The organism is Pseudoxanthomonas sp. 97-1-1 (genome assembly GCF_057773125.1).
In genome coordinates this window covers 1,341,691-1,361,597 of sequence record NZ_JBYMTJ010000001.1, presented here as the reverse complement: position 1 = coordinate 1,361,597, position 19,907 = coordinate 1,341,691, and the positions used below count along the sequence as shown (strand labels likewise).

Sequence of the window (19,907 nt, the reverse complement as noted above, 5' to 3'; positions counted from 1 at the left end):
GTTCGGGCGCTCATCACCGGATGTGTATTGGCATTGGCAGGCACTCTTCCGGCCTTTCCGCTGCGGGCGGAAACCGTCGTGCAAGGCATCCTGCAACTGCAGTGGGCGGACCCTCCGCGCGCGCTGCCTGGCCGGGTGCAGGCAGCGCCGCAGCTGGACGTATGGCTGGAAACCGGTCCTGGCCAGCGCATGCCGCTGGATGTCGTGCAATCCCGGCGCGCGGCCGGCGACCTGTATGCGCTGGCGAACCGCCATGTCGCGGTGTCGTACCAGGCACCGGCCACGAAGGTGATGTCGTCCTCGTCTGCACGCTCCGTGATCGACACCATCGTGCCCACCGGACGGGTTCCGCAACGGGCGACATCGGTAGGCGCGGATGGGCGCGTGATGGCCGCGGCGCCCGTGCTCGGCGCGACGCGCTGGGTGACGCTGATGTGCAAGTTCGCCGACATCGAAAGCGAGCAGAAGCCACGCGCGTATTTCCAGGAGCAGTACGGCAACGCGCCGGGCCAGCTGGGCCACTACTGGTCGGAGGTGTCCTACGGCCAGGTCAACCTTGCGGGAAGCACCGCGCACGGCTGGTACACCTTGCCGCAACCGCGAGCCGCGTACCTGACCACCACCAACGGCAAGCAGAAGGCCCAGCTGTCCACGCTTTTCGCCGACTGTGCGGCGGCGGCGGATGCCGAGGTGGACTTCAGGAACATCCAGGGCGTCAATCTGATGTTCAACGGAGAACTGGATGGCAATGCATGGGGTGGCGGCGCCTGCGCGACGCTCGACGGCGTATACACCTGCACGCGGGTGACATGGAGTCCGCCCTGGTCGTTCATCAACCTCGCTCCGCTCGCCCATGAGATGGGGCATGGCTACGGGTTGCCGCATTCCGACAATTCCGACGGTGACAGCGACACCTACGACAATCCGTGGGACCTGATGAGCGATGCCTGGCGCAACGCCACCAGCGATACGACCTATGGCCTGCTGCCCAAGCACATCAACATGTACCAGCGCGAGCGGCTGGGCTGGTTGCCGGCGTCGCGCAAGCGCACCATCGCCGCCGACAACCGCGAGACGCAGGAGTTCGTGCTGGATGCCGCCAGTCTGGTGCAGACGACCAATGCGCAACTGGTCGTGCTGGCCATGCCGTCGCAACCGGATCCGTACAAGACCGTGATCTACACGCTGGAAGCGCGGCGGCGCACCGGGACCTACGAGGCCAAGCTGGCCGGTGACGCGGTGATCATCCACAAGCTGGAGGATTACGGCATCGCCTACAGCGTCGACCGTGATGTTCCCGCCGCCACCCTGTCGAGCAATGAAGGCTCGATGCTGAAGGTGGGCGGTCGCTGGAACACGCCCGACGATCTGCATTGGGTCGAGGTGGTGTCGGCGACGGCGAATGGCTTCGTGGTGCGCGTCGGGCCACGACCGCGCTCGATGAGCTCGCCGGCGCCCGTGCTCGTGAGGCCGGCCACGGTCGCGGCTTCTTCGTCGCCGCCGGTCAGCCAGCCACCACGCGTGACGCCGGTGGCCGTCGCGGCCGGCAGGGCCCGCAGGCGCGGCTGCGACGTCCTGCCCAGGGCGCTGCGCCTCCAGGCCGTGTGTGCGCTGATGGAGCGTTGAGCACTCAGGCCGGGGTCGCCCTTGGATACGGGGTGGATGCCCTGGGCGTGGGCTGGCCCGGCCGGTAGTGCGATAATCCGGTGATGAGCGAATCCCCCTACGAACGCGGCACCACCCATTTCGGCTTCCGCGATGTCGCCGCCAAGGACAAGCAGAAGCTGGTGGGCGAGGTCTTCACGTCGGTCGCCGGCAACTACGACCTGATGAACGACCTGATGAGCCTCGGCATCCATCGGGTGTGGAAGCGCTACTTCGTGGGCACCTGCCAGGTGAAGCGCGGCGACCGCGTGCTGGACCTCGCGGGCGGCACGGGCGACATCGCCGCATTGCTGAAGGACCGCGTGGGCGACACCGGGCAGATCGTGCTGGGCGATATCAATGCCGGCATGTTGTCGGTGGGCCGCGACCGCATGACCGACCGCGGCCTGGTCCAGGGCCTGGAGTACGTGCAGTGCAACGCCGAGGCGCTGCCGTTTCCCGATGCCAGCTTCGACCTGGTGACCATTGCCTTCGGCCTGCGCAACGTCACCGACAAGGACGCCGCGCTGCGCGACATGCACCGCGTGCTGAAGGTCGGTGGCCAGGCGCGCGTGCTGGAGTTTTCCGAAGTCACGGTGGACTGGTTCAAGCCCGTGTACGACTTCCACTCGTTCAAGGTGTTGCCGAAACTGGGGAAACTGTTCGCGCAGGACGCGGACAGCTACCAGTACCTGGCCGAGAGTATCCGCAAACATCCGCCGCAGGCCGAACTGCAGGGCATGATGGATGCTGCGGGCTTCGCGCGGACGAGCTACAAGAACCTCTCCGCCGGCATCGTGGCCATCCATACCGGTTACAAGGTCTGACCCACGCTGTGCAGGACCCCGCAGGAGCGCCCACGGGGCACTTCTGCAACGGAAACGGGTCGATCAGGAAGGTGGCGCGGTAAACTGCCCGCTTCCCCCGATCGCTGGAAGTCCCCTGATGCGTTCACTGGCTTTGCTGTTGTCCTGCGCCGCCGTGCTGGTGGCCGGTTGTTCCAAGGAACCCGAATCCGCCCCCGTGGCCGCCACGCCCAAGCCCGCCATCGAGAAGGCCGTCGACCGCGACGAGCATTCCTATGCCGAACCGCAGAAGGTTGCCATCGCCGACCTGGCGCTGGACATCGCGGTCGACTTCGACACCAAGACGATCGGAGGCACCGCCACCTACACCCTGGACTGGAAGGACAAGGCCGCCACCCAACTGGTGCTGGACACGCGCGACCTGACCATCACGAAGGTCGAGGGCGAAGCCGACAACGCCTGGGCGCCGCTGCAGTACGCACTGGCCACGAAGGATCCGGTGCTGGGCAGCAAGCTGACCATCGAGACGCCCGCGCGCAACACCAAGGTCAGGGTCACCTACACGAGTTCGCCGGAGGCCTCCGGCCTGCAGTGGCTGACACCGGAAATGACCGAAGGCAAGCAGCTGCCCTTCATGTTCAGCCAGTCGCAGCAGATCCACGCGCGCAGCTGGGTGCCGCTGCAGGACACGCCGCAGGTGCGCTACACCTACAGCGCGCACGTGACCTCGCGTCCGGACGTGATGGTGCTGATGAGCGCCGACAACGATCCGGCCGCCGTGCGCGACGGCGACTACACCTTCAAGATGCCGCAGAAGATCCCGTCGTACCTGATGGCGATCGCCGCGGGCGACCTGGTCTTCAAGCCGATCTCCGCCCGTAGCGGCGTATGGGCCGAACCGGCGATGGTCGACAAGGCCACGAAGGAGTTCGAAGACACCGAAAAGATGATCGCCACCACCGAGCAGCTGTACGGCCCCTACCGTTGGGACCGCTACGACATGCTGGTGCTGCCGCCGTCGTTTCCCTACGGCGGCATGGAGAACCCGCGCCTGAGCTTCATCACGCCCACCGTGATCGTCGGCGACAAGACGCTGGTCTCGCTGATCGCCCACGAACTGGCGCACAGCTGGTCGGGCAACCTGGTGACCTTCTCCAGCGCCAAACACGGCTGGTTGAACGAGGGCTTCACCAGTTACGTCGAGAACCGCATCGTCGAATCCCTGTATGGCAAGGAACAGGCCAGCATGGAATACGCGATCGCGCGCAACGGCCTGAAGAAGGAAATCGGCACGATGCCGGAGGCCACCCAGGCGCTGGCAGTGAAGCCGGGCACGAAGCTGGATGCCGACGACGCGCTCAGCGCCGTGTCCTACGACAAGGGCGCCTGGTTCCTGCAGATGCTGGAGGAGCGTTTCGGCCGGCAGGAGTTCGACGCCTTCCTGCGCGGCTACTTCGATCACTTCGCTTTCCAGAGCATCACCACCGAGCAGTTCCTGGACTACGCGAAGAAGAACCTGTTCGACAAGCATCCGAACCTGGTCAGCGATGCCGAGATCCAGGAATGGATCTATGCGCCGGGCATCCCGGCGCGCGCTCCGCAGGTGCAGTCGCGCGGCTTCTCCAGCACCGACACCGCACGCATCGCCTGGCAGGGAAGCGGCCAGTTGCCGAACCCGCAGGTCACCGGCACCTGGATCACCCAGCAGTGGGTGCACTTCATCGAGGGCATGGGCGACAAGCTGACCGTGGAGCAGCTCAAGCAGCTCGACGACGCGTATCACTTCACGGGTACCGCCAATGGCGAGATCGCGATGCGCTGGTATCCGCTGACGATCCGCAGCGGCTACGTGGGTGCGCGTCCGGAGATCGCCAGGTTCATCGAGCGCGTCGGTCGCCGCAAGCTGATCATGCCGATCTACGAAGAACTGGCGAAGACACCGGACGGCCTGGCCTTCGCACGCGAGAGCTTCGCGCGCGCCAGGCCGGGCTATCACCCGATCACGACGGGTTCGGTCGAGGCGACGCTGGCGAAGGCACCGGCGGGCCCGTAAGGCATGCCGCTCCGCCTGACCCGCGCACGGACGGTCGCCCTGGGGGCGGCCGTTCTTGTCTGTGCACTGGTGGCGTGGGTATGGCGGGACCCGATGGCGCCGCTGCGTGCCGTCATGGCCCTGCAGGGAGCGTGGGTCGGGCTGTCCGAGAAACGCATCGTCATCGGCGACCACCGCTGGGCTTACGACGAGCGCGAAGCGGCGTCGGACGATGCCCCGACGGTGGTCATGGTGCATGGCTTCACCGGCAGCAAGGAGAACTGGTATCCGCTCGCGGCGCGGCTGCGCGGCCGGTACCGGCTCGTCATCCCCGACCTGCCGGGCTGGGGCGAGAGCCAGCGTGTCGCCGGGGCCGACTACGGATTCTCCGCGCAGGCCGGGAGGCTGTCGGCGTTCCTGGCGCAGGTCCGGCGCGATGGCAGCCCGATCGTGCTGCTCGGCCATTCGATGGGCGGCGGCATCGTGGCGATCACGTCGGCCCGGCATCCGGAACTCGTCGCGCGCGTGGGCCTCATCGATGCGGCGGGCGTGCGGTTCGCCGACAACCGCTTCGGCATCGAGGTGCTGGCCGGGCAGAATCCGTTCGCCGTCCACGATGCCGCGTCGCTGCAGCGCTACCTTGATACCGTCTTCCACGATCGCGGCGTGCAGCCGTCCATCCCGTGGCCGGCATCGCGGGCGGTGATCGACTGGCGTATCGCGCAGGCGCCATTCGAGCAGCAGGTGCTGGACCGGATCGGCCGCAGCGACGAACGTTTCCTGCCCGGCGAAGCGGCTGCGGCGATCCGCCAGCCGGCGCTGCTGCTGTGGTGCCGGCAGGACCGCGTGATCGATCCCAGCGCGATGGCGCTGTATGCCGCGAAGATGCCGCAGGCCATGCAGGTTTCACTCGATGGTTGCGGCCACATGTCCATCATGGAAAAACCCGACGAGGTGGCGGCCGCAGTCGCCCTGTTGATCCAGCGAGGCGTACCCCGATGAAGAAGCACGCAATGAAGTCCCTCCTGCTGGCGATCGCCTGCCTGGCCGTCTCGGCCTGCGGCGATCGCGAAGCCGAACGCGCCGCCGCCGCCGCAGCGCAGGCCGCCGCCGTCGAGCAGCAGGCGGCCGAACTGGCGAAGAAATACGACAGCGCCGTAGCCTCCAGCGACTGGGACATGGCGCGCATCCACGGCGTGGCGCTGCTCGACCAATATCCGCAGAGCGAGGCGGCTGCCCGCATCGGCCCGGGCCTGGATGACGTGAAGGGAAAGGCTGAAGCCGCGCGCGAGCAGCGCCGGATGGAAGCCCTGTGGGATTACTCGCAGGTCGGCACCGACGGCGGCACGCAGCGTTCGGCCGCGCTGCTGAGCAAGGAGCCCGTGGATGTGGACGGCAGCGGGGCCAAGCCGGTGCAACTGGTGTTCCGCGACCATCCCACCTGGAAGCGCAGCAGCTACCTGGTGCTGCAGGCGAGCGACTTCGCCCGGGCCTGCTACAGCCGCTGCCAGGTGTCCGTGGTCGCCGACGGCGCGGCGCCCCGGCGCATGTCGGCCAACCGTCCGGATACCGATGAAGCCACCGCGATGTTCATCGACGACGAGAAGGCCCTGTGGCGGCTCGCGCGCAAGACGAAGGTGCTGGAGATCGAGTTCACGGTGAGGGATGGCGGCACGCACAAGGCCGTGTTCGAAACGGGCGGCCTGGACGGCAGCCAGATGCCGGGATGGGACTGAGGCCGACGGCGCTACGCCACCACCCGGTTGCGCCCCGTCGCCTTGGCGCGATAGAGCGCCACATCGGCCTGGCTGAGTAGCCGTTCCAGCGCATCGGCACTCTCAGGACTGGAGGGCGCGGACACGCCGACGCTTACCGTGATGTCGAGGACGCGTCCGTCGTCCAGCGGCATGGGTTCGCCTGCGAGTTCGCGCAGGCGCTCGGCCACGGCGATGGCCGACACCGCGTCGACCCCCGGCAGCAGGACGGCGAACTCCTCGCCCCCCAGGCGACCGAACAGGCCGTCTTCTCGCAGGTGCGAGCGCATCCGTTGCGCGAAAGTCACCAGCACGGTGTCGCCCGCGGCGTGCCCGTATCGGTCGTTGACCGACTTGAAGTGGTCGATGTCCAGCATCATCGCGGCAACGGGTTGGCCATGCCGATGGGCGTGCGCCATCAGGTCGCCGCCGCGGCGCAGGAAGGCGCGACGGTTCAATGCGCTGGTCAGCGCATCGTGGTCGGCGGTGTGGTTGAGGGTGGCGAGCAGGCGGTTGCGCATCGCGTTGACGCTGGCGACCGTGAGGGGTGCCACGGCCAGCAGGGCCATGCCCATGCGCAACGAAATGACCGGCTGCACGCTGGTCTCCTGCAGTTGCAGATCGATCAGGCCCGTCGCGATCGCGATCAGTGTCCACATGCACAGCAATGCCGTGATCACCGCCGTGGTGAACAGCCGATACGCCAACGCGCACCACAGCAATGCCGGCACCGGGAACGCGATGGCGCCGGGGCCGCCGATGGCCACGCCCAGCAGGATTGTCAGCGCCAGCGCGACGAGCGGCATCAGCAGCAGGGGCCGCTGGCGTGCGCGGTCCAGTCCGTCGCGGAGTTCGCGAAGCGCTTGCCCGGGCGCGGGAGCCAGCAGGACGACCGGCAGGACGGCGACGTAGCTGACCAGTTCGGCGGAAAACCAGAAACCGCTGGCGGTCAGGAAGCCCATCCGCATCATCGCGTGGGAGGTCAGGCTGCCCACCAGGCTCGCGCCCACCGCCGCCGTTGCCGATACCGCCAGCACCCACAGCATGGACAGCGGATGCTGCAGGCGGAGGTCTTCCTCGCGGATGTGCCGGAACACGAGATACCCGGCCAGTACGCCCGCCAGGTTTGCCGCCGTCAGGCGCACGGTGGTGGGCAGCGAGGTGCCGGTGAGCAGGTCCGCCGCGACATAGCCCAGCGCCGCCGCAGCCCAGCCGGCGGGTGATGCCAGCGCCGGACGGCGCGCGAACAGCCCCAACAGCAATGCATTGGTCAGCCAGAACGCGGCCAGCTGCTTCTCGGGACGGGTCAGGATGCCGAGGCCGCTGGCAAGGAAGACCACCACGGCGACCAGCAGGGCCTGGCATGACAACCGACGGAACAGGGCGATGGCGGGCACGGGATCGCTTGGATCCCGTGGAATGGGTTGGCGTTGCTGCCCGACCATGCTGCCCCTGCCTGATTGCTGACGGCGCGGGGACCGGCGCCTGCGCCATCCCCCGGTCTTACCTTACGCATTGCGCATCGGCAGCGCGAGTGTGCCGGCGGGCCGGAGGCGTGTCAGCCGCAGCCAAGGCCACGGCGGGAAGCGGGGCTGCGCTGGTTGCGGTTACAGCGAATAGCCGAACTGCTGCTTGAACTGTTCGTTGAACTCGTCGTAGTCGAAGCGCTGGTTCTGGGTGCCCGGGTGCTCGACCTTCAAGGCCCCCATCAGGTTGCCCATGCGGCCGATGGTCAGCCAGTCGTAGCCCTTCTCGATGCCGAAGATCAGGCCGGCGCGGAAGGCGTCGCCACAACCGGTGGGGTCGGTCACGCGGCGCTCGTGCGCCGGCGGGATGTCGTAGGTCTTGTCCGGCGTATGGATCTGCGAGCCATGCGGGCCGCGGGTGGTGATGTAAGCCTTCACGCGCTTGACGATGTCGGCCTCGTTCCAGCCGGTGCGTTCCTGCAGCAGGTTGGACTCGTAATCGTTGACGGTCACATAGTCCGCCAGTTCGATGAAGTTGCGCAGTTCCTCGCCGTTGAACAGCGGCATGGCCTGGCCCGGGTCGAAAATGAAGGGAATCCCGCCTTCCGCGAACTCGGCCGCGTTCTGGATCATGCCCTCGCGTCCGTCCGGGCTGACGATACCGAAGGTCACCCCGGCCACGTCCTTCACGTGGTTCTCGTAGCTGCGCATCATCGCGCCCGGATGGAAGGCGGTGATCTGGTTGTTGTCGTGGTCGGTGGTGATGAACGCCTGCGGGGTGAACAGCTCGTCGATCACCTTCACCTTCTCCAGGCGGATGCCCTGCTCGGTGAAGTGCTCGCGATACGGGCCGAAATCCTGCCCCACCGTGGCCATCGGGATCGGATCCCCGCCCAGCAGCTTCAGGTTGTAGGCGATGTTGCCCGCGCAGCCGCCGAATTCGCGGCGCATGCGCGGCACCAGGAACGACACGTTCAGGATGTGCACCTTGTCCGGCAGGATGTGGTTCTTGAACTGGTCCGGGAACACCATGATGGTGTCGTAGGCAAGGGAACCACAGATCAGTGCGGACATCGGCAGACTCGGTTGGAGGCGGATGCGGCCGTCCCGGGCCGCAGGAAAATCGGGACGTGCGCCCCATTCCCGGTGCGCCGGTGCGAAGGTTACCGGCTGGGGCCGGTGCCGACCAGCCTTGATCCGGCGCTGCCGGCCGCGCGGTCGCCAGGACCATGCGTGCGGGCGGACGCAGCGAACAGCGGTTTTCCCCGTGTATTCACGAGATTTTTCCTTGCCCGCACCATGCCGGATTGTTAGGCTAGCTGACTTCGTTTTTTGCCCAAAAAATCGCCATTTCAAGGCGATCCGCCCCCAGCAGGAACCCGTCCCCCGATGTTCAAGAAGCTCCGCGGCATGTTCTCCAACGACCTGTCCATCGACCTGGGCACGGCCAATACCCTGATCTACGTGCGCGGGCAGGGCATCGTGCTGAACGAACCCTCGGTCGTGGCGGTGCGCCAGGACCGTGCCATCGGAGGTTCGCGCTCGGTCGCGGCGGTCGGCGCGGAGGCCAAGCAGATGCTCGGCCGTACCCCGGGCCACATCACCACCATCCGCCCGATGAAGGATGGCGTGATCGCCGACTTCACCTACACCGAGGCGATGCTGAAGTACTTCATCAAGAAGGTGCACAAGTCGCGCTTCCTGCGCCCCAGCCCGCGCGTGCTGGTGTGCGTGCCGGCAGGCTCCACCCAGGTGGAGCGCCGCGCCATCAAGGAGTCGGCAGAAGAGGCCGGCGCGCGTGACGTATACCTGATCGAGGAGCCCATGGCGGCCGCGATCGGTGCCGGCATGCCGGTGACCGAGGCGCGCGGTTCGATGGTCATCGACATCGGCGGCGGCACCACCGAGGTGGCGGTGATCTCGCTGAACGGCATCGTCTATTCGCAGTCGGTCCGCATCGGCGGCGACCGCTTCGACGAGTTCATCACCAACTACGTGCGCCGCAACCACGGCATGCTGATCGGTGAGGCCACGGCCGAGCGCATCAAGCTGGAGATCGGCTGCGCCTACCCGCAGGCCGAGGTGCAGGAGATGGAGATCTCCGGCCGCAACCTCGCCGAGGGCGTGCCGAAGATGATCAAGATCAACTCCAACGAAGTGCTGGAAGCCCTGCACGAGCCGCTGTCCGGCATCGTCAGCGCGGTCAAGCTGGCGCTGGAGCAGACCCCGCCGGAACTGTGTGCCGACGTCGCCGAGCGCGGCATCGTGCTGACCGGCGGCGGCGCCCTGCTGCGCGACCTCGACCGCCTGATCAGCGAGGAGACCGGCCTGCACGTGCAGGTGGCCGACGACCCGCTGACCTGCGTGGCCCGCGGCGGCGGTCGTGCGCTGGAGCTGGTGGACATGCACGGCAACGAGTTCTTCGCGCCGGAATGAAGAACGGAAAGGGGAACCGGGAGTCGGGGATGGGCGTGTCGCCTGTCCGTGTTCCTGGTTTTCCCGGCCCGCGTCCGCTTCCGCAGCCGTTGCCGGAGGCGCACGATTCGAGACGCTGTCCACGCGCGTTTTCCCATTCCCGATTCCCCCTTCCCGACGCCCGGCCCTGATGCCTTCCTACGCCGGTCCCCCCGTTGCCTCCCGCCCCGGTGAAGTCGCCAGCACGCTCCGGTTGCTGGGCTATCTGGCGCTGACCATCGCGCTGGTGATCCTGGACCATCGTGGTGGCTGGCTGTCGCAGGTGCGTGCGCAGGCCAACGTGGTCACGCAGCCATTGTGGTGGCTGGCTGGCCTGCCCGGCCGCGTGACCACCCGCGTACAGGACGATGCCGCGACGCGCAGCGGGCTGCAGGAAGAGAACGCACGCCTGCGCAACGATGCGCTGGTCGCCAACGCCCGGCTCGCCCGTCTGCAGACGGCGGCGGCCGACAACGCGCAGTTGCGCGCGCTGCTGGGCGTGAAGACATCCCGCGGACTGGACGTGCAACTGGCCCCCATCCTGGACATCGACCTGGCACCCGGCCGCCAGCGCCTGGTGCTGGATGCGGGCAGCCGCGCAGGGGCTACCGTCGGCCAGTCGGTGATCGACGCGGGCGGCCTGATGGGCCAGATCATCGAGACCACGCCTGCCCATGCCACCGTGCTGTTGCTGACCGATCCCGACCACGCGGTGCCGGTGGTGATCGCGCGCAACGGCGTGCGGCTGATCGTCTATGGGCGCGGCCGCAGCGATCTGCTGGAACTGGCCGATGTGCCGCTGAACAGTGGCGCGCAGGTGGGCGACCTGCTGGTGACCTCCGGCCTGGGCGGCCGCTTCCCGGCCGGGTTCCCGGTCGGCACGATTTCGGCCCTGCGTCCGGATGACAGCCACGCGTTCCTGATCGGCGACGTCACGCCGGCCGCACGCCTGGACCGCGGCCGCGACGTGCTGCTGCTGAAGTCCGCACCGCCACAGCCGTTGCCGCCGGCCGATCCGGCGCGGTTCCTGCCCGAAGCGTCGTCGCCCGTGGAAGGCGCGACCCAGCCCGAAGGCGTGCCGGCGTCCGCACCCGCGACCCAAAGCCCGTCTCCCGGGGGGAGAGGGGTTGGGGTGAGGGGCAACGAAGGCAGTGTAGGCGCCGCCGAACAAGCCTCTGCCGCGCCCGCGACGGTTTCTCCGCGAGCGCCGAACACTGCGAACGTCCCGACCCTCACCCCAACCCCGCTCCCGGTGGGAGAGGGGCTCAACCGCAGCGTTGAGCGTTCGTCATCCCGTCCGACCGCGCAGGAGCCGCAACGATGAGTCGCTCGCGTGCGGGCTGGCTGATGCCGGTGAGCATTGTCATCGCCCTGCTGCTGGGCCTGCTGCCGTTGCCCGACCTGCTGCAGCCGCTGCGTCCCTACTGGCTGGCGCTGATCGTGGCCTACTGGGTGATCGAGGCGCCGGACAGTGCTGGCCTCGGTTTCGCCGTCGCCATCGGCCTGGTCGCCGACCTGATGTTCGGGACTCTGCTGGGCGAACAGGCGCTGCGGCTGCTCATCATGGCGTTCATCCTGCAGCGCTTCCGCGCGCGGTTGCGTTTCTTCCCGATGTCGCAGCAGGCGCTGGCCATCGGTGGCCTGCTGCTCAACGATCGCATCGTGACCACGGTGGTGCACCTGGCGTTGGGCGAACCGACGCTCCCGTGGGAATACTGGTGGGCGCCGCTGCTGGGCATGTTGCTGTGGCCGCCGCTGTTCGTGCTGATGGACGCGCTGCGGCTGGGTCGCCGCAAGCGGGGCTGAGCGATGATCGGGCCGCGCCGGCGCAGCAAGAACCCGCATGCCGAAGCCGACCAGTTCCGTCGGCGCGCGGTGACGGGCTTCGTGGTGGTGGCGCTGTGCCTGATCGGCCTGGGTGCCTGGTACTTCAAGCTGCAGGTGGTCGACCATGACGACTACGCCACGCGCTCGGAAGCCAACCGCATCCGTCCGCGCCCCGTCGTGCCCGGCCGCGGCGCCATCTACGACCGCAACGGACTGCTGCTGGCGGAAAACGTGCCGGCGTTCCGGCTCGATGTCACCCCGGACAAGGTGAAGGAACCGGCGAAGCTGGTGGCCGAGCTCGGCAGGATCATCGAACTCTCGCCCGAAGACATCGAACGCTTCGAGGCCACCCGCAAGACCACGCGCGGGTTCCGCCCGATCACGCTCAAGCTGCGCGTGGGCGAGGAGGAAATGGCGCGCTTCGCGGTGGACCGCTGGCGTTATCCGGGCGTCGAGCTGGTGCCGTACCTGACCCGGCGCTATCCCTACGGCGACCTGTTCGCGCACATCGTCGGCTATGTCGGCCGCGTGGACGAGAAGGACCTCGAGCAACTCGGCGAGATCAATTCCGCCCTGACCCACATCGGCAAGACCGGCCTGGAGCGCTACTACGACGAGCAGTTGCGCGGGAAGATCGGCTACGAGAAGGTCGAGACCAACGTGGAAGGGCGCGCGCTGCGCGTGGTCGGCCGCGTGCCGGCGCAGGCGGGCACCGACCTGCGCCTGAGCGTGGATGCGACGCTGCAGCAGGCCATCGTCGATTCGTTCGGCGAGCTGGAAGGGTCGGCCATCGCGGTCGATCCGCGCACGGGCGAGGTGCTGGCGATGGTCAGCCTGCCCAGCTACGACCCCAACCTGTTCGTCAACGGTATCTCCAGCAAGGATTTCAGGGCGCTCAACGAGAATCCGTCGCGGCCGCAGTTCAACCGGCTGGTGCTGGGCGGCGTGGCGCCGGGTTCCACGCTGAAGCCGCTGATCGCGCTGGCCGGCCTGGACAGCGGCAAGCGCAAGCCGGAGGACACCGTGGTCTCCACGGGCATGTTCTACCTGCCCGGTACGAGTCGCGGCTGGGGCGACGCGAGCCGGCGCGGCCACGGGGTGACCGATCTGCGCAAGTCGATCTCGCAATCCGTCAATACGTACTACTACCGTCTCGCGCTGGATCTGGGCATCGAACAGTTCGACCGGTACATGGAGCATTACGGGTTCGGCGAACCCACGGGCATTGACCTGCGCGGCGAGATCGGCGGGATCCTGCCGTCGCCGCAGGCCAAGCTCAAGGCGCGCAAGGAGCGCTGGTATCCGGGCGACACGGTGAACGTCGCCATCGGGCAGGGCGACTGGAAGGTCACGCCGCTGCAACTGGTGCGGGCCACGGCCGGCATCGCCAGCGGGCAGATGCGGCGGCCGCACCTGGTCAGACAGACGCGCGTGGGCTTCGATCGGCCATGGGAACCGACGCCGCAGCCTGCGCCCATCGCCATCAGTCCCAACCCGGCGAACGTGGAAGTGGTGCGGCTCGGCATGCAGGACACCATGCAGCCGGGCGGCACGGGCTGGCGCGTGGCCCAGGGTGCGTCTTACCTCATGGCCGGCAAGACCGGCACCGCGCAGGTGATCAGCCGTCGCGGTACTGCCGCCGTCGATCCGCGCAGCCTGCCGATGCACCTGCGCCATCGCTCGCTGTTCGTCGGCTTCGCACCGGCCGACAACCCCACGATCGCCATCGCCATCGCGGTGGAAGGTGGCGGCTACGGCGGCAGCACGGCGGGACCGATGGCGCGCAAGATCTTCGATGCGTACCTGCTGGGGAAGATGCCGGAGAAGGAAGCGGTGGAGGGCGGGGAACCGGGAACGGGGAACGGCAACGCTTCACCGAGCCCACCCGTGCCGCAGGCCACGCCCGCGGTGCCCCCTTCACCGGTGTCGCCGCCGGCGGGAGCGCCCGCTCAAAGCCCCTCTCCCGCCAGGAGAGGGGTAAGGATCGGCGAAGACCGGATGGGGGGAGACCTTCACGGGGTGGCCGCGCTCGCACCCGTTCTTTCGCGCATGCACGCCGCCGCGCCTGTCCCGACCCTCACCCCAACCCCTCTCCCGGCGGGAGAGGGGCTTGAAGCGGTGTCGACGGAAAGGCGTCCAGCATGACCGACCTGCTGCGCTGGGGCTTCGACCTGCTGCGCCATCTGCTGCGCACGCTCGATTGGCCGTTGCTGGGTGCGCTGGTCGCCTTGATGGCGATCGGCCTGGCGGTGCTGTACAGCGCCGGTGGCGAAGCGTTGGGTGCGCGCCTGATGCTGGCGCAGGGCGTGCGCTTCGGCGTCGGCCTGGCCGCCATGTGGGCACTGTCGCGCGTCACGCCGGTGCGGTTGCGCGCGTGGACACCCGGCGTGTTCGCGGTGGCGCTGGTGCCGCTGGTGCTGGTGCTGTTCATCGGCACGGGCAAGCACGGTGCGCACTGGATCGACCTGAAGGTCTTCTACCTGCAGCCCTCCGAACTGTTGAAGATCGCGTTGCCGATGATGCTGGCGTGGTACCTGCATCGCGAGCCGCTGCCACCGGGCTGGCGAACGACCTTCGTGTCGGCGCTGCTGATCGGGTTGCCGACCGGCCTGATCCTGATGCAGCCGGACTTCGGCACGGCGATGCTGGTCGCTGCGAGCGGCGTGTTCGGCCTGTACCTCGCGGGGCTGTCGTGGTGGTGGTTCATCACGGCGGGCGTGCTGGGCGGCACGGCGGTGGGCCTGGTGATGTTCGCGCCGATCTCGTGGTTCTCGTTCCTGCGCGAATACCAGCAGAACCGCATCCTGACCTTCCGCGACCCCGAGAACGATCCGCTCGGCGCGGGCTGGAACATCCTGCAGTCGAAGATCGCGATCGGCGGCGGCGGCTGGACCGGCAAGGGCTGGGGGCAGGGCTCGCAGTCGCACCTGGATTACCTGCCGGAGCACACCACCGACTTCATCTTTTCGGTGCTGTCCGAAGAATTCGGCTGGGCCGGCGTGGCCACGGTGCTGGCGCTCTATCTGTTCGTGGTGGGGCGCTGCCTGTGGATTGCGATGGACGCGCGCGACACGTATTCGCGCCTGCTCGCCGGTACGCTGGGGATGGCGCTGTTCGTCTACGTCATCGTCAACGGCGGCATGGTGTCCGGCCTGTTGCCTGTGGTCGGCGTGCCGATGCCGCTGCTGAGTTACGGTGGCACGTCCGCGGTATCGTTGCTCGCGGGCCTGGGACTGGTGATGGCGGTGCGCGCACACCGGCCCGTGCACGGGTATTGATGCCGCATCACGACGTGCTCTGTTCACCCTGCACGCAAAATCGCGTGCTACCCTCGCGCCGATGATGCGACACGCACTTTCCTCTCTGCTGGTGCTGGGCCTTGCGTCCTGCGCCACACCGCAACCGCCGCCGGCTTCTTCGGCGACTCCCTCCGCTCCTGCTCCGACGACGCCCGCCGAAACCTCGGTCGAGCGCGTCGCCGAGGTGCCCGCCGAGGTGCTGAAGCCGGTCGACTTTCCCACCGCGCGCGCGCAGTTCGTGCGCGATACCGCGGCGAAGTACGGCATCGCGCCCGCCGAGATCGAGGCCACGCTGGCCAAGGCACAGTTCCTGGACAGCGTGGTAGCCGCGATGTCGCGTCCTGCCGAACGCGTGAAGCCGTGGAGCGAGTACCGGGTGGGCTTCCTCACCCAGACGCGCATCGACGGTGGCCGCACGTTCATCGCCGAGCACCGCGACGAACTGGCCCGCGTCGAACAGCAATACGGCGTGCCTGCCGAAGTGATCGTGTCGATCATCGGCGTGGAGACCAACTACGGCGGTTTCACCGGTCGCCACAAGGTGCTGGATGCGCTGTACACGCTGGCATTCCGCTATCCGCGCAGCGGCAATCCCGAGCGCGCGGCCTATGAACACCGTCGCGAGCAGTTCTTCCGCGACGAACTGGCGCAGCTGTTCGCGCTGGGTCGCGAGGAGAAGCTCGACATCGCCTCGCTGACCGGCAGCTATGCCGGCGCGATGGGGCTGGGCCAGTTCATGCCATCCAGCTACCGCGAGTTCGCGGTGGATGGCAACGGCGACGGTCGTCGCGACCTGTTCACCACGTATCCGGATATTTTCGCGTCCATTGCCAACTACTTCCGCAAGAAGGGCGGCGAACGCGGCGGCTGGGTGCCGGGCGGTGCAGTGGTCGCACGTGCGCAGTTGCAGCCGGGCTTCGCCGAGTTCAATCCGGAAACGTGGACGCCCGACTACACGCTGGCGCAGCTGGCGGAGAAGGGCTATCGCCCGCTCGATCCCGTCGCCCCCGACGCCACCGCCACGCTGGTACAGCTGGATGGCGCCGACGGCAAGCAGTACTGGCTGGGCTTCCAGAACTACTACGCGATCACGCGCTACAACAATTCGAAGATGTACGCGATGGCCGTGCACCAGCTGTCGCAGGCCATCGCGGGCCGAGAGATCCCGTCGGCATGAAGTGGCTGGCATTGCCCGTGCTGGCAGTGGCCCTGGCCGCGTGCGGCACGGCGCCGAAGAAGTCCCCGTCGCCTTCCGCAACCGGCGGTGCGGTCCGGCCGTCGCCAACGGCGCCTTCGCCCACCGTCGCCGGCAAGGACTGCTCGCGTTACGCCCCGGCCCAGGAAAACCTGGCCACGCGCGGCGACTACACCGCAGGCGGTCTCTACAAGCCGGGCGTGTCGGATACCACGCCGGATCATGTGCCGGACCTGGACTGCATCCGCGAACCCGTCGTCACCGCCGAGGCGCGCTCGCGCGTGGGCAACAAGTCGCCCTACTCGGTGCTCGGCAAGCAGTACCGGGTGCTCGACCGCGTCGATGGCTACGTGGAGCAGGGCACGGCGTCGTACTACGGCAACAAGTTCCACGGCCGCCGCACCTCCAACCAGGAGGTGTACGACATGTACGCCTACAGCGCGGCGCACAAGTCGCTGCCGCTGCCCAGCTTCGCCCGCGTCACCAACCTGGACAACGGCAAGTCGGTGGTGGTGCGGGTGAACGATCGCGGGCCGTTCCACGAAGGCCGCGTGATCGACCTCAGCTATGCAGCGGCCGTGCGCCTGGGCATCACCCAGCGCGGCACCGGACGTGTCGAGGTGCGCGCATTGACGCCGGACGACAGCACGCTGGCCACCGCGCCCGCGCCTTCCGCGATGGATCACCTGGTCGGACGTTTGCCGCAGGACACCGCGCGCTACCACGTGCCTGCCAAGCCGGGTGATGCGCCGAGTGCGGCCGGCTTCGAAGCGTGGATGAAGGCCAACGGCGTGCGCGTGGCGTCCGGCAAGCCCGGGGCACCGGTTGCATCCCCGGTTTCCAGCGTCGCGCCGCCGCCGCAGCCGGTACAGGCCGCGACAGCACCATCTGGTGCCGCCGCGGAATCGGCATCACCGCCTTCCGCCCTGCAACTGCAGGTCGCCAGCTTCTCGAGCCGCGACAACGCGGACCGGGCACTGGCACGTCTCGCGGCGGCCGGCATCGTCGATGCGCGGCTCAGCGACGTCCCCGGCCAGGGCCGCACGCTGTGGCGCCTGCGCGTGGGCGCACCCGATGTCGCCACGGCGGAGGTCCTCGCCGGCCGGATCGCGAGCCTGGGTTTCGACCGCCCGCAGGTGGTCCGCGAGTAACCCTGCAAGCCGCCTGTTCGCCGGTTTTTACGTCTTTCCAACCCAACCCGCGGCCGGCCTCCCTACAATGATCGCCTTGAATCGTCAGGCCCACGGCCTCGCCAGGAGTTTTCCGCCGATGAAGTTCCGTTTCGTCCTTGCCGCGCTCGCGACCACCGCCATGGGCCTGGCCATCGCCCAGACCCCGGCGCCGACCCCGCAACCCTCCGCCGCACCGGCGTCCGCCGCCGTGGCCATCCCGCCCGCGCCCACGCCCACCGCTACTGCCTGGGTGCTGATGGACTACATCACCGGCCAGGTATTGGCGGGCGAGAACTACAACGAGCGCGTCGAACCGGCCAGCATCACCAAGGTCATGACTTCGTACGTGCTGGCGGCCGAACAGAAGAACGGCAAGATCAAGCCCACCGACCAGGTGATGATGAGCGAGCGCGCCTGGCGCGAGGGCGGCGCCGGCACTGATGGCAGCTACAGCGGATTCGCCGTCAACAAGACCGCATCGTTGCTGGACATGGAGACCGGCATGGCCGTCCAGTCCGGCAACGACGCCGCCATCGCGCTGGCCGAACATGCCGCCGGCAGCCAGGAAGCCTTCGCGGCACTGATGAACAACTACGCCGCGCAGATCGGCATGAAGGGTTCGCATTTCGCCAACGCGCATGGCCTGTCGGCACCGGAGCACTACTCCACCGCGTACGATCTGGCCCTGCTGGGGCGCGCGCTGATCCGCGAATACCCCGAGCAGTACGCCTTCAACAAGATCAAGGAATTCACGGTTGGCGCCATCACCCAGCCGAACCGCAATCTGCTGCTGTGGCGCGACCCCAGTGTCGACGGCATCAAGACCGGCCACCATTCCGCTGCCGGCTACTGCCTGATGAGCTCGGCCAAGCGCGGCGACCAGCGCCTGATCGCGGTGGTGATGGGTTCCACGTCCGAGAAGCAGCGCGCCGACGACAGCCTGGCGCTGTTGAACTGGGGCTTCCGCTTCTACGAGACGCACCGCCTGTACGAGCCCGGGAAGGCCATCGCCACCCAGCGCGTGTGGAAGGGCAAGACCAAGGACGTGCAGCTGGGTGTGGCGCAGCCGATGCTGGTCAGCGTGCCGCGGGGACGCTACGACGACCTGAAGCCGACCATGGACGTGCCGAAGACGCTGGTGGCGCCGATCACCGCAGGCCAGGCCATCGGCACGGTGAAAGTCACGCTGGACGGCAAGGTGGTCGCGCAGTCGCCGCTGGTGGCGATCACCGCCATCGAGGAAGCCGGCTTCTTCAAGCGCCTGTGGGACGCCTTCTGGATGTGGTGGGAGTCGGAGTGATCCGCCACGCGCCATGACGACGAAGAAGCCGGCGGAAGCCGGCTTCTTCATTTTCCGCTCAGCGCATGCCTGCGGCGATCAAGCCTATCGCCAGGATGGCCAGCGGGATGGCCAGTAGATTGAGGCGGCTCAGACGTTCGCCGAAACCGAGCGTGCCCACCAGCGTGCCCAGCAGCACCACGCCGATGTTCATCATCGAGAACACCACCGCCGGGTTCTCCGGCAATGCGCGGTGGGCCTTCACGTAGAACAGGATGTTGGCGAAGTTCAGTGTGCCCAGCAGCAGGCCGCTGGCAAGCGCAGCACCGGTCAGCGCGATCCGCCCACGCCAGGCACGCAGCATCTGCACGGTCAGCATCACCACGAAAGCCGCGACGAAAGCCACCTGCAGCGAGGCGGCAAACGGCGTGCCCGCTGCGGAAAGACGCTTCAACAGCACGTCGACGCTCGCGTAGCCCATCAGCACGAGAAGCGGCAGCGCCCAGCCGGTCCAGCCCGCGTCTGCATCGTTGGCCGGCCCGTGTCGCGGGCGCAGCACCAGCATGACGATGGCCGCCACGCCGAGGACGAGGCCGATGATCCTCAGGCTGTCCACGCGTTCGCCGAACCACAGGAACGCCGCCAACAGCGACAGCACCAGCGACATCCGTTGCGCCACGTCGGTGCGCACGATGCCCGCGGCGCGCACGGACGCCGACAGCGCCAGGAAGATGCCGGGCAGCAACAGGGCCAGCAGGGCCAGTTCCACGTGCGGCGCGCCGGCACGCGACAGGGCTGCCAGCGGCGGGTCCAGCAGCGCGAAGCACAACAACGACGCGGCCAGGTAGTTCCAGGTGATGCCCTGGGCGATATCGATGCCACGCCGCTGCATCAGCTTGAGCAGCACCGAGACCAGGACGCTGCAGACGACGCTGATGAGCAGGTAGGACACGGCCGGACTCGCGGGAGGGGAGCGGAT

General features: G+C 67.9%; 16 protein-coding genes. 13 read left to right on the top strand and 3 right to left on the bottom strand.

Going from position 1 to position 19,907, the window contains the following annotated elements; all coding sequences use genetic code 11:
• The first annotated feature begins 78 nt into the window (after positions 1-78).
• The 5 genes from AC3DET_RS06435 to AC3DET_RS06415 all read left to right on the top strand — a co-directional run bounded on the left by AC3DET_RS06435 (position 79) and on the right by AC3DET_RS06415 (position 6,218).
• Positions 79-1,626 (top strand): metallopeptidase domain-containing protein, encoded by a 1,548-nt coding sequence (locus AC3DET_RS06435; RefSeq protein WP_446537913.1) that lies wholly within the window; start codon positions 79-81, stop codon positions 1,624-1,626.
• 83 nt (positions 1,627-1,709) lie between these two features.
• Positions 1,710-2,471 carry a bifunctional demethylmenaquinone methyltransferase/2-methoxy-6-polyprenyl-1,4-benzoquinol methylase UbiE gene (gene ubiE, locus AC3DET_RS06430; RefSeq protein ID WP_142123235.1) on the top strand — a complete coding sequence of 254 codons (762 nt, stop codon included), beginning with the start codon at positions 1,710-1,712 and terminating at the stop codon, positions 2,469-2,471.
• Positions 2,472-2,589: 118 nt separating this feature from the next.
• A complete protein-coding gene (locus AC3DET_RS06425; RefSeq protein WP_488391064.1) occupies positions 2,590-4,503 on the top strand; it encodes a M1 family metallopeptidase in 1,914 nt (637 codons plus the stop codon).
• 3 nt (positions 4,504-4,506) lie between these two features.
• On the top strand, positions 4,507-5,484 hold the full coding sequence (locus tag AC3DET_RS06420) for an alpha/beta fold hydrolase (protein ID WP_488391063.1): 978 nt from the start codon (positions 4,507-4,509) through the stop codon (positions 5,482-5,484).
• Between the two features lie 11 nt (positions 5,485-5,495).
• Positions 5,496-6,218 (top strand): hypothetical protein, encoded by a 723-nt coding sequence (locus tag AC3DET_RS06415; protein WP_488391062.1) that lies wholly within the window; start codon positions 5,496-5,498, stop codon positions 6,216-6,218.
• An 11-nt stretch (positions 6,219-6,229) separates the two neighbouring features.
• Here the strand turns inward: AC3DET_RS06415 and AC3DET_RS06410 are convergent, their stop codons facing one another.
• Together AC3DET_RS06410 and AC3DET_RS06405 are read right to left on the bottom strand one after the other, a co-directional pair.
• Positions 6,230-7,633: a GGDEF domain-containing protein gene (locus AC3DET_RS06410; RefSeq protein WP_488391061.1), complete on the bottom strand. Its 1,404-nt coding sequence runs from the start codon at positions 7,631-7,633 to the stop codon at positions 6,230-6,232.
• Positions 7,634-7,843: 210 nt separating this feature from the next.
• Entirely contained in the window at positions 7,844-8,776 is a 933-nt protein-coding gene (locus AC3DET_RS06405) for a carbohydrate kinase family protein (protein ID WP_192200038.1), read from the bottom strand.
• Between the two features lie 315 nt (positions 8,777-9,091).
• Between AC3DET_RS06405 and AC3DET_RS06400 the strand changes: the two genes are divergently transcribed.
• The 8 genes from AC3DET_RS06400 (at position 9,092) to AC3DET_RS06365 (ending at position 18,949) form a co-directional block, all read left to right on the top strand.
• Positions 9,092-10,138: a rod shape-determining protein gene (locus AC3DET_RS06400; RefSeq protein ID WP_055937350.1), complete on the top strand. Its 1,047-nt coding sequence runs from the start codon at positions 9,092-9,094 to the stop codon at positions 10,136-10,138.
• 169 nt (positions 10,139-10,307) lie between these two features.
• Entirely contained in the window at positions 10,308-11,480 is a 1,173-nt protein-coding gene (mreC, locus tag AC3DET_RS06395) for a rod shape-determining protein MreC (RefSeq protein WP_488391060.1), read from the top strand.
• A complete protein-coding gene (mreD, locus tag AC3DET_RS06390; RefSeq protein ID WP_192200040.1) occupies positions 11,477-11,962 on the top strand; it encodes a rod shape-determining protein MreD in 486 nt (161 codons plus the stop codon). The genes mreC and mreD overlap by 4 nt, the downstream gene beginning before the upstream one ends.
• Before the next feature lie 3 nt (positions 11,963-11,965).
• The gene (gene mrdA, locus AC3DET_RS06385) at positions 11,966-14,128 is read left to right on the top strand and encodes a penicillin-binding protein 2 (protein WP_488391059.1); all 2,163 of its coding nucleotides are present in this window, start codon (positions 11,966-11,968) and stop codon (positions 14,126-14,128) included.
• Positions 14,125-15,261 carry a rod shape-determining protein RodA gene (gene rodA / locus AC3DET_RS06380; protein WP_192200042.1) on the top strand — a complete coding sequence of 379 codons (1,137 nt, stop codon included), beginning with the start codon at positions 14,125-14,127 and terminating at the stop codon, positions 15,259-15,261. Before mrdA ends, rodA begins: the two co-directional genes overlap by 4 nt.
• Before the next feature lie 61 nt (positions 15,262-15,322).
• Positions 15,323-16,459: a lytic murein transglycosylase B gene (gene mltB, locus AC3DET_RS06375; RefSeq protein WP_446537907.1), complete on the top strand. Its 1,137-nt coding sequence runs from the start codon at positions 15,323-15,325 to the stop codon at positions 16,457-16,459.
• The gene (locus AC3DET_RS06370; RefSeq protein ID WP_488391058.1) at positions 16,456-17,628 is read left to right on the top strand and encodes a septal ring lytic transglycosylase RlpA family protein; all 1,173 of its coding nucleotides are present in this window, start codon (positions 16,456-16,458) and stop codon (positions 17,626-17,628) included. The genes mltB and AC3DET_RS06370 overlap by 4 nt, the downstream gene beginning before the upstream one ends.
• A 118-nt stretch (positions 17,629-17,746) precedes the next feature.
• Positions 17,747-18,949: a D-alanyl-D-alanine carboxypeptidase family protein gene (locus AC3DET_RS06365; protein ID WP_488391057.1), complete on the top strand. Its 1,203-nt coding sequence runs from the start codon at positions 17,747-17,749 to the stop codon at positions 18,947-18,949.
• 58 nt (positions 18,950-19,007) lie between these two features.
• On the opposite strand, the gene AC3DET_RS06360 is transcribed toward AC3DET_RS06365, so the two are convergent.
• The gene (locus tag AC3DET_RS06360) at positions 19,008-19,880 is read right to left on the bottom strand and encodes an EamA family transporter (RefSeq protein ID WP_488391056.1); all 873 of its coding nucleotides are present in this window, start codon (positions 19,878-19,880) and stop codon (positions 19,008-19,010) included.
• Between the last annotated feature and the right edge of the window lie 27 nt (positions 19,881-19,907).

Bases quoted from the DNA above. Each gene is read 5' to 3' on its own strand.
- ubiE (WP_142123235.1), top strand. From the start codon at position 1,710: ATGAGCGAATCCCCCTACGAACGCGGCACCACCCATTTCGGCTTCCGC.
- AC3DET_RS06425 (WP_488391064.1), top strand. From the start codon at position 2,590: ATGCGTTCACTGGCTTTGCTGTTGTCCTGCGCCGCCGTGCTGGTGGCC.
- AC3DET_RS06420 (WP_488391063.1), top strand. From the start codon at position 4,507: ATGCCGCTCCGCCTGACCCGCGCACGGACGGTCGCCCTGGGGGCGGCC.
- AC3DET_RS06415 (WP_488391062.1), top strand. From the start codon at position 5,496: ATGAAGTCCCTCCTGCTGGCGATCGCCTGCCTGGCCGTCTCGGCCTGC.
- AC3DET_RS06405 (WP_192200038.1), bottom strand. From the start codon at position 8,776: ATGTCCGCACTGATCTGTGGTTCCCTTGCCTACGACACCATCATGGTG.
- AC3DET_RS06400 (WP_055937350.1), top strand. From the start codon at position 9,092: ATGTTCAAGAAGCTCCGCGGCATGTTCTCCAACGACCTGTCCATCGAC.
- mreC (WP_488391060.1), top strand. From the start codon at position 10,308: ATGCCTTCCTACGCCGGTCCCCCCGTTGCCTCCCGCCCCGGTGAAGTC.
- mreD (WP_192200040.1), top strand. From the start codon at position 11,477: ATGAGTCGCTCGCGTGCGGGCTGGCTGATGCCGGTGAGCATTGTCATC.
- mrdA (WP_488391059.1), top strand. From the start codon at position 11,966: ATGATCGGGCCGCGCCGGCGCAGCAAGAACCCGCATGCCGAAGCCGAC.
- rodA (WP_192200042.1), top strand. From the start codon at position 14,125: ATGACCGACCTGCTGCGCTGGGGCTTCGACCTGCTGCGCCATCTGCTG.
- mltB (WP_446537907.1), top strand. From the start codon at position 15,323: ATGATGCGACACGCACTTTCCTCTCTGCTGGTGCTGGGCCTTGCGTCC.
- AC3DET_RS06370 (WP_488391058.1), top strand. From the start codon at position 16,456: ATGAAGTGGCTGGCATTGCCCGTGCTGGCAGTGGCCCTGGCCGCGTGC.
- AC3DET_RS06365 (WP_488391057.1), top strand. From the start codon at position 17,747: ATGAAGTTCCGTTTCGTCCTTGCCGCGCTCGCGACCACCGCCATGGGC.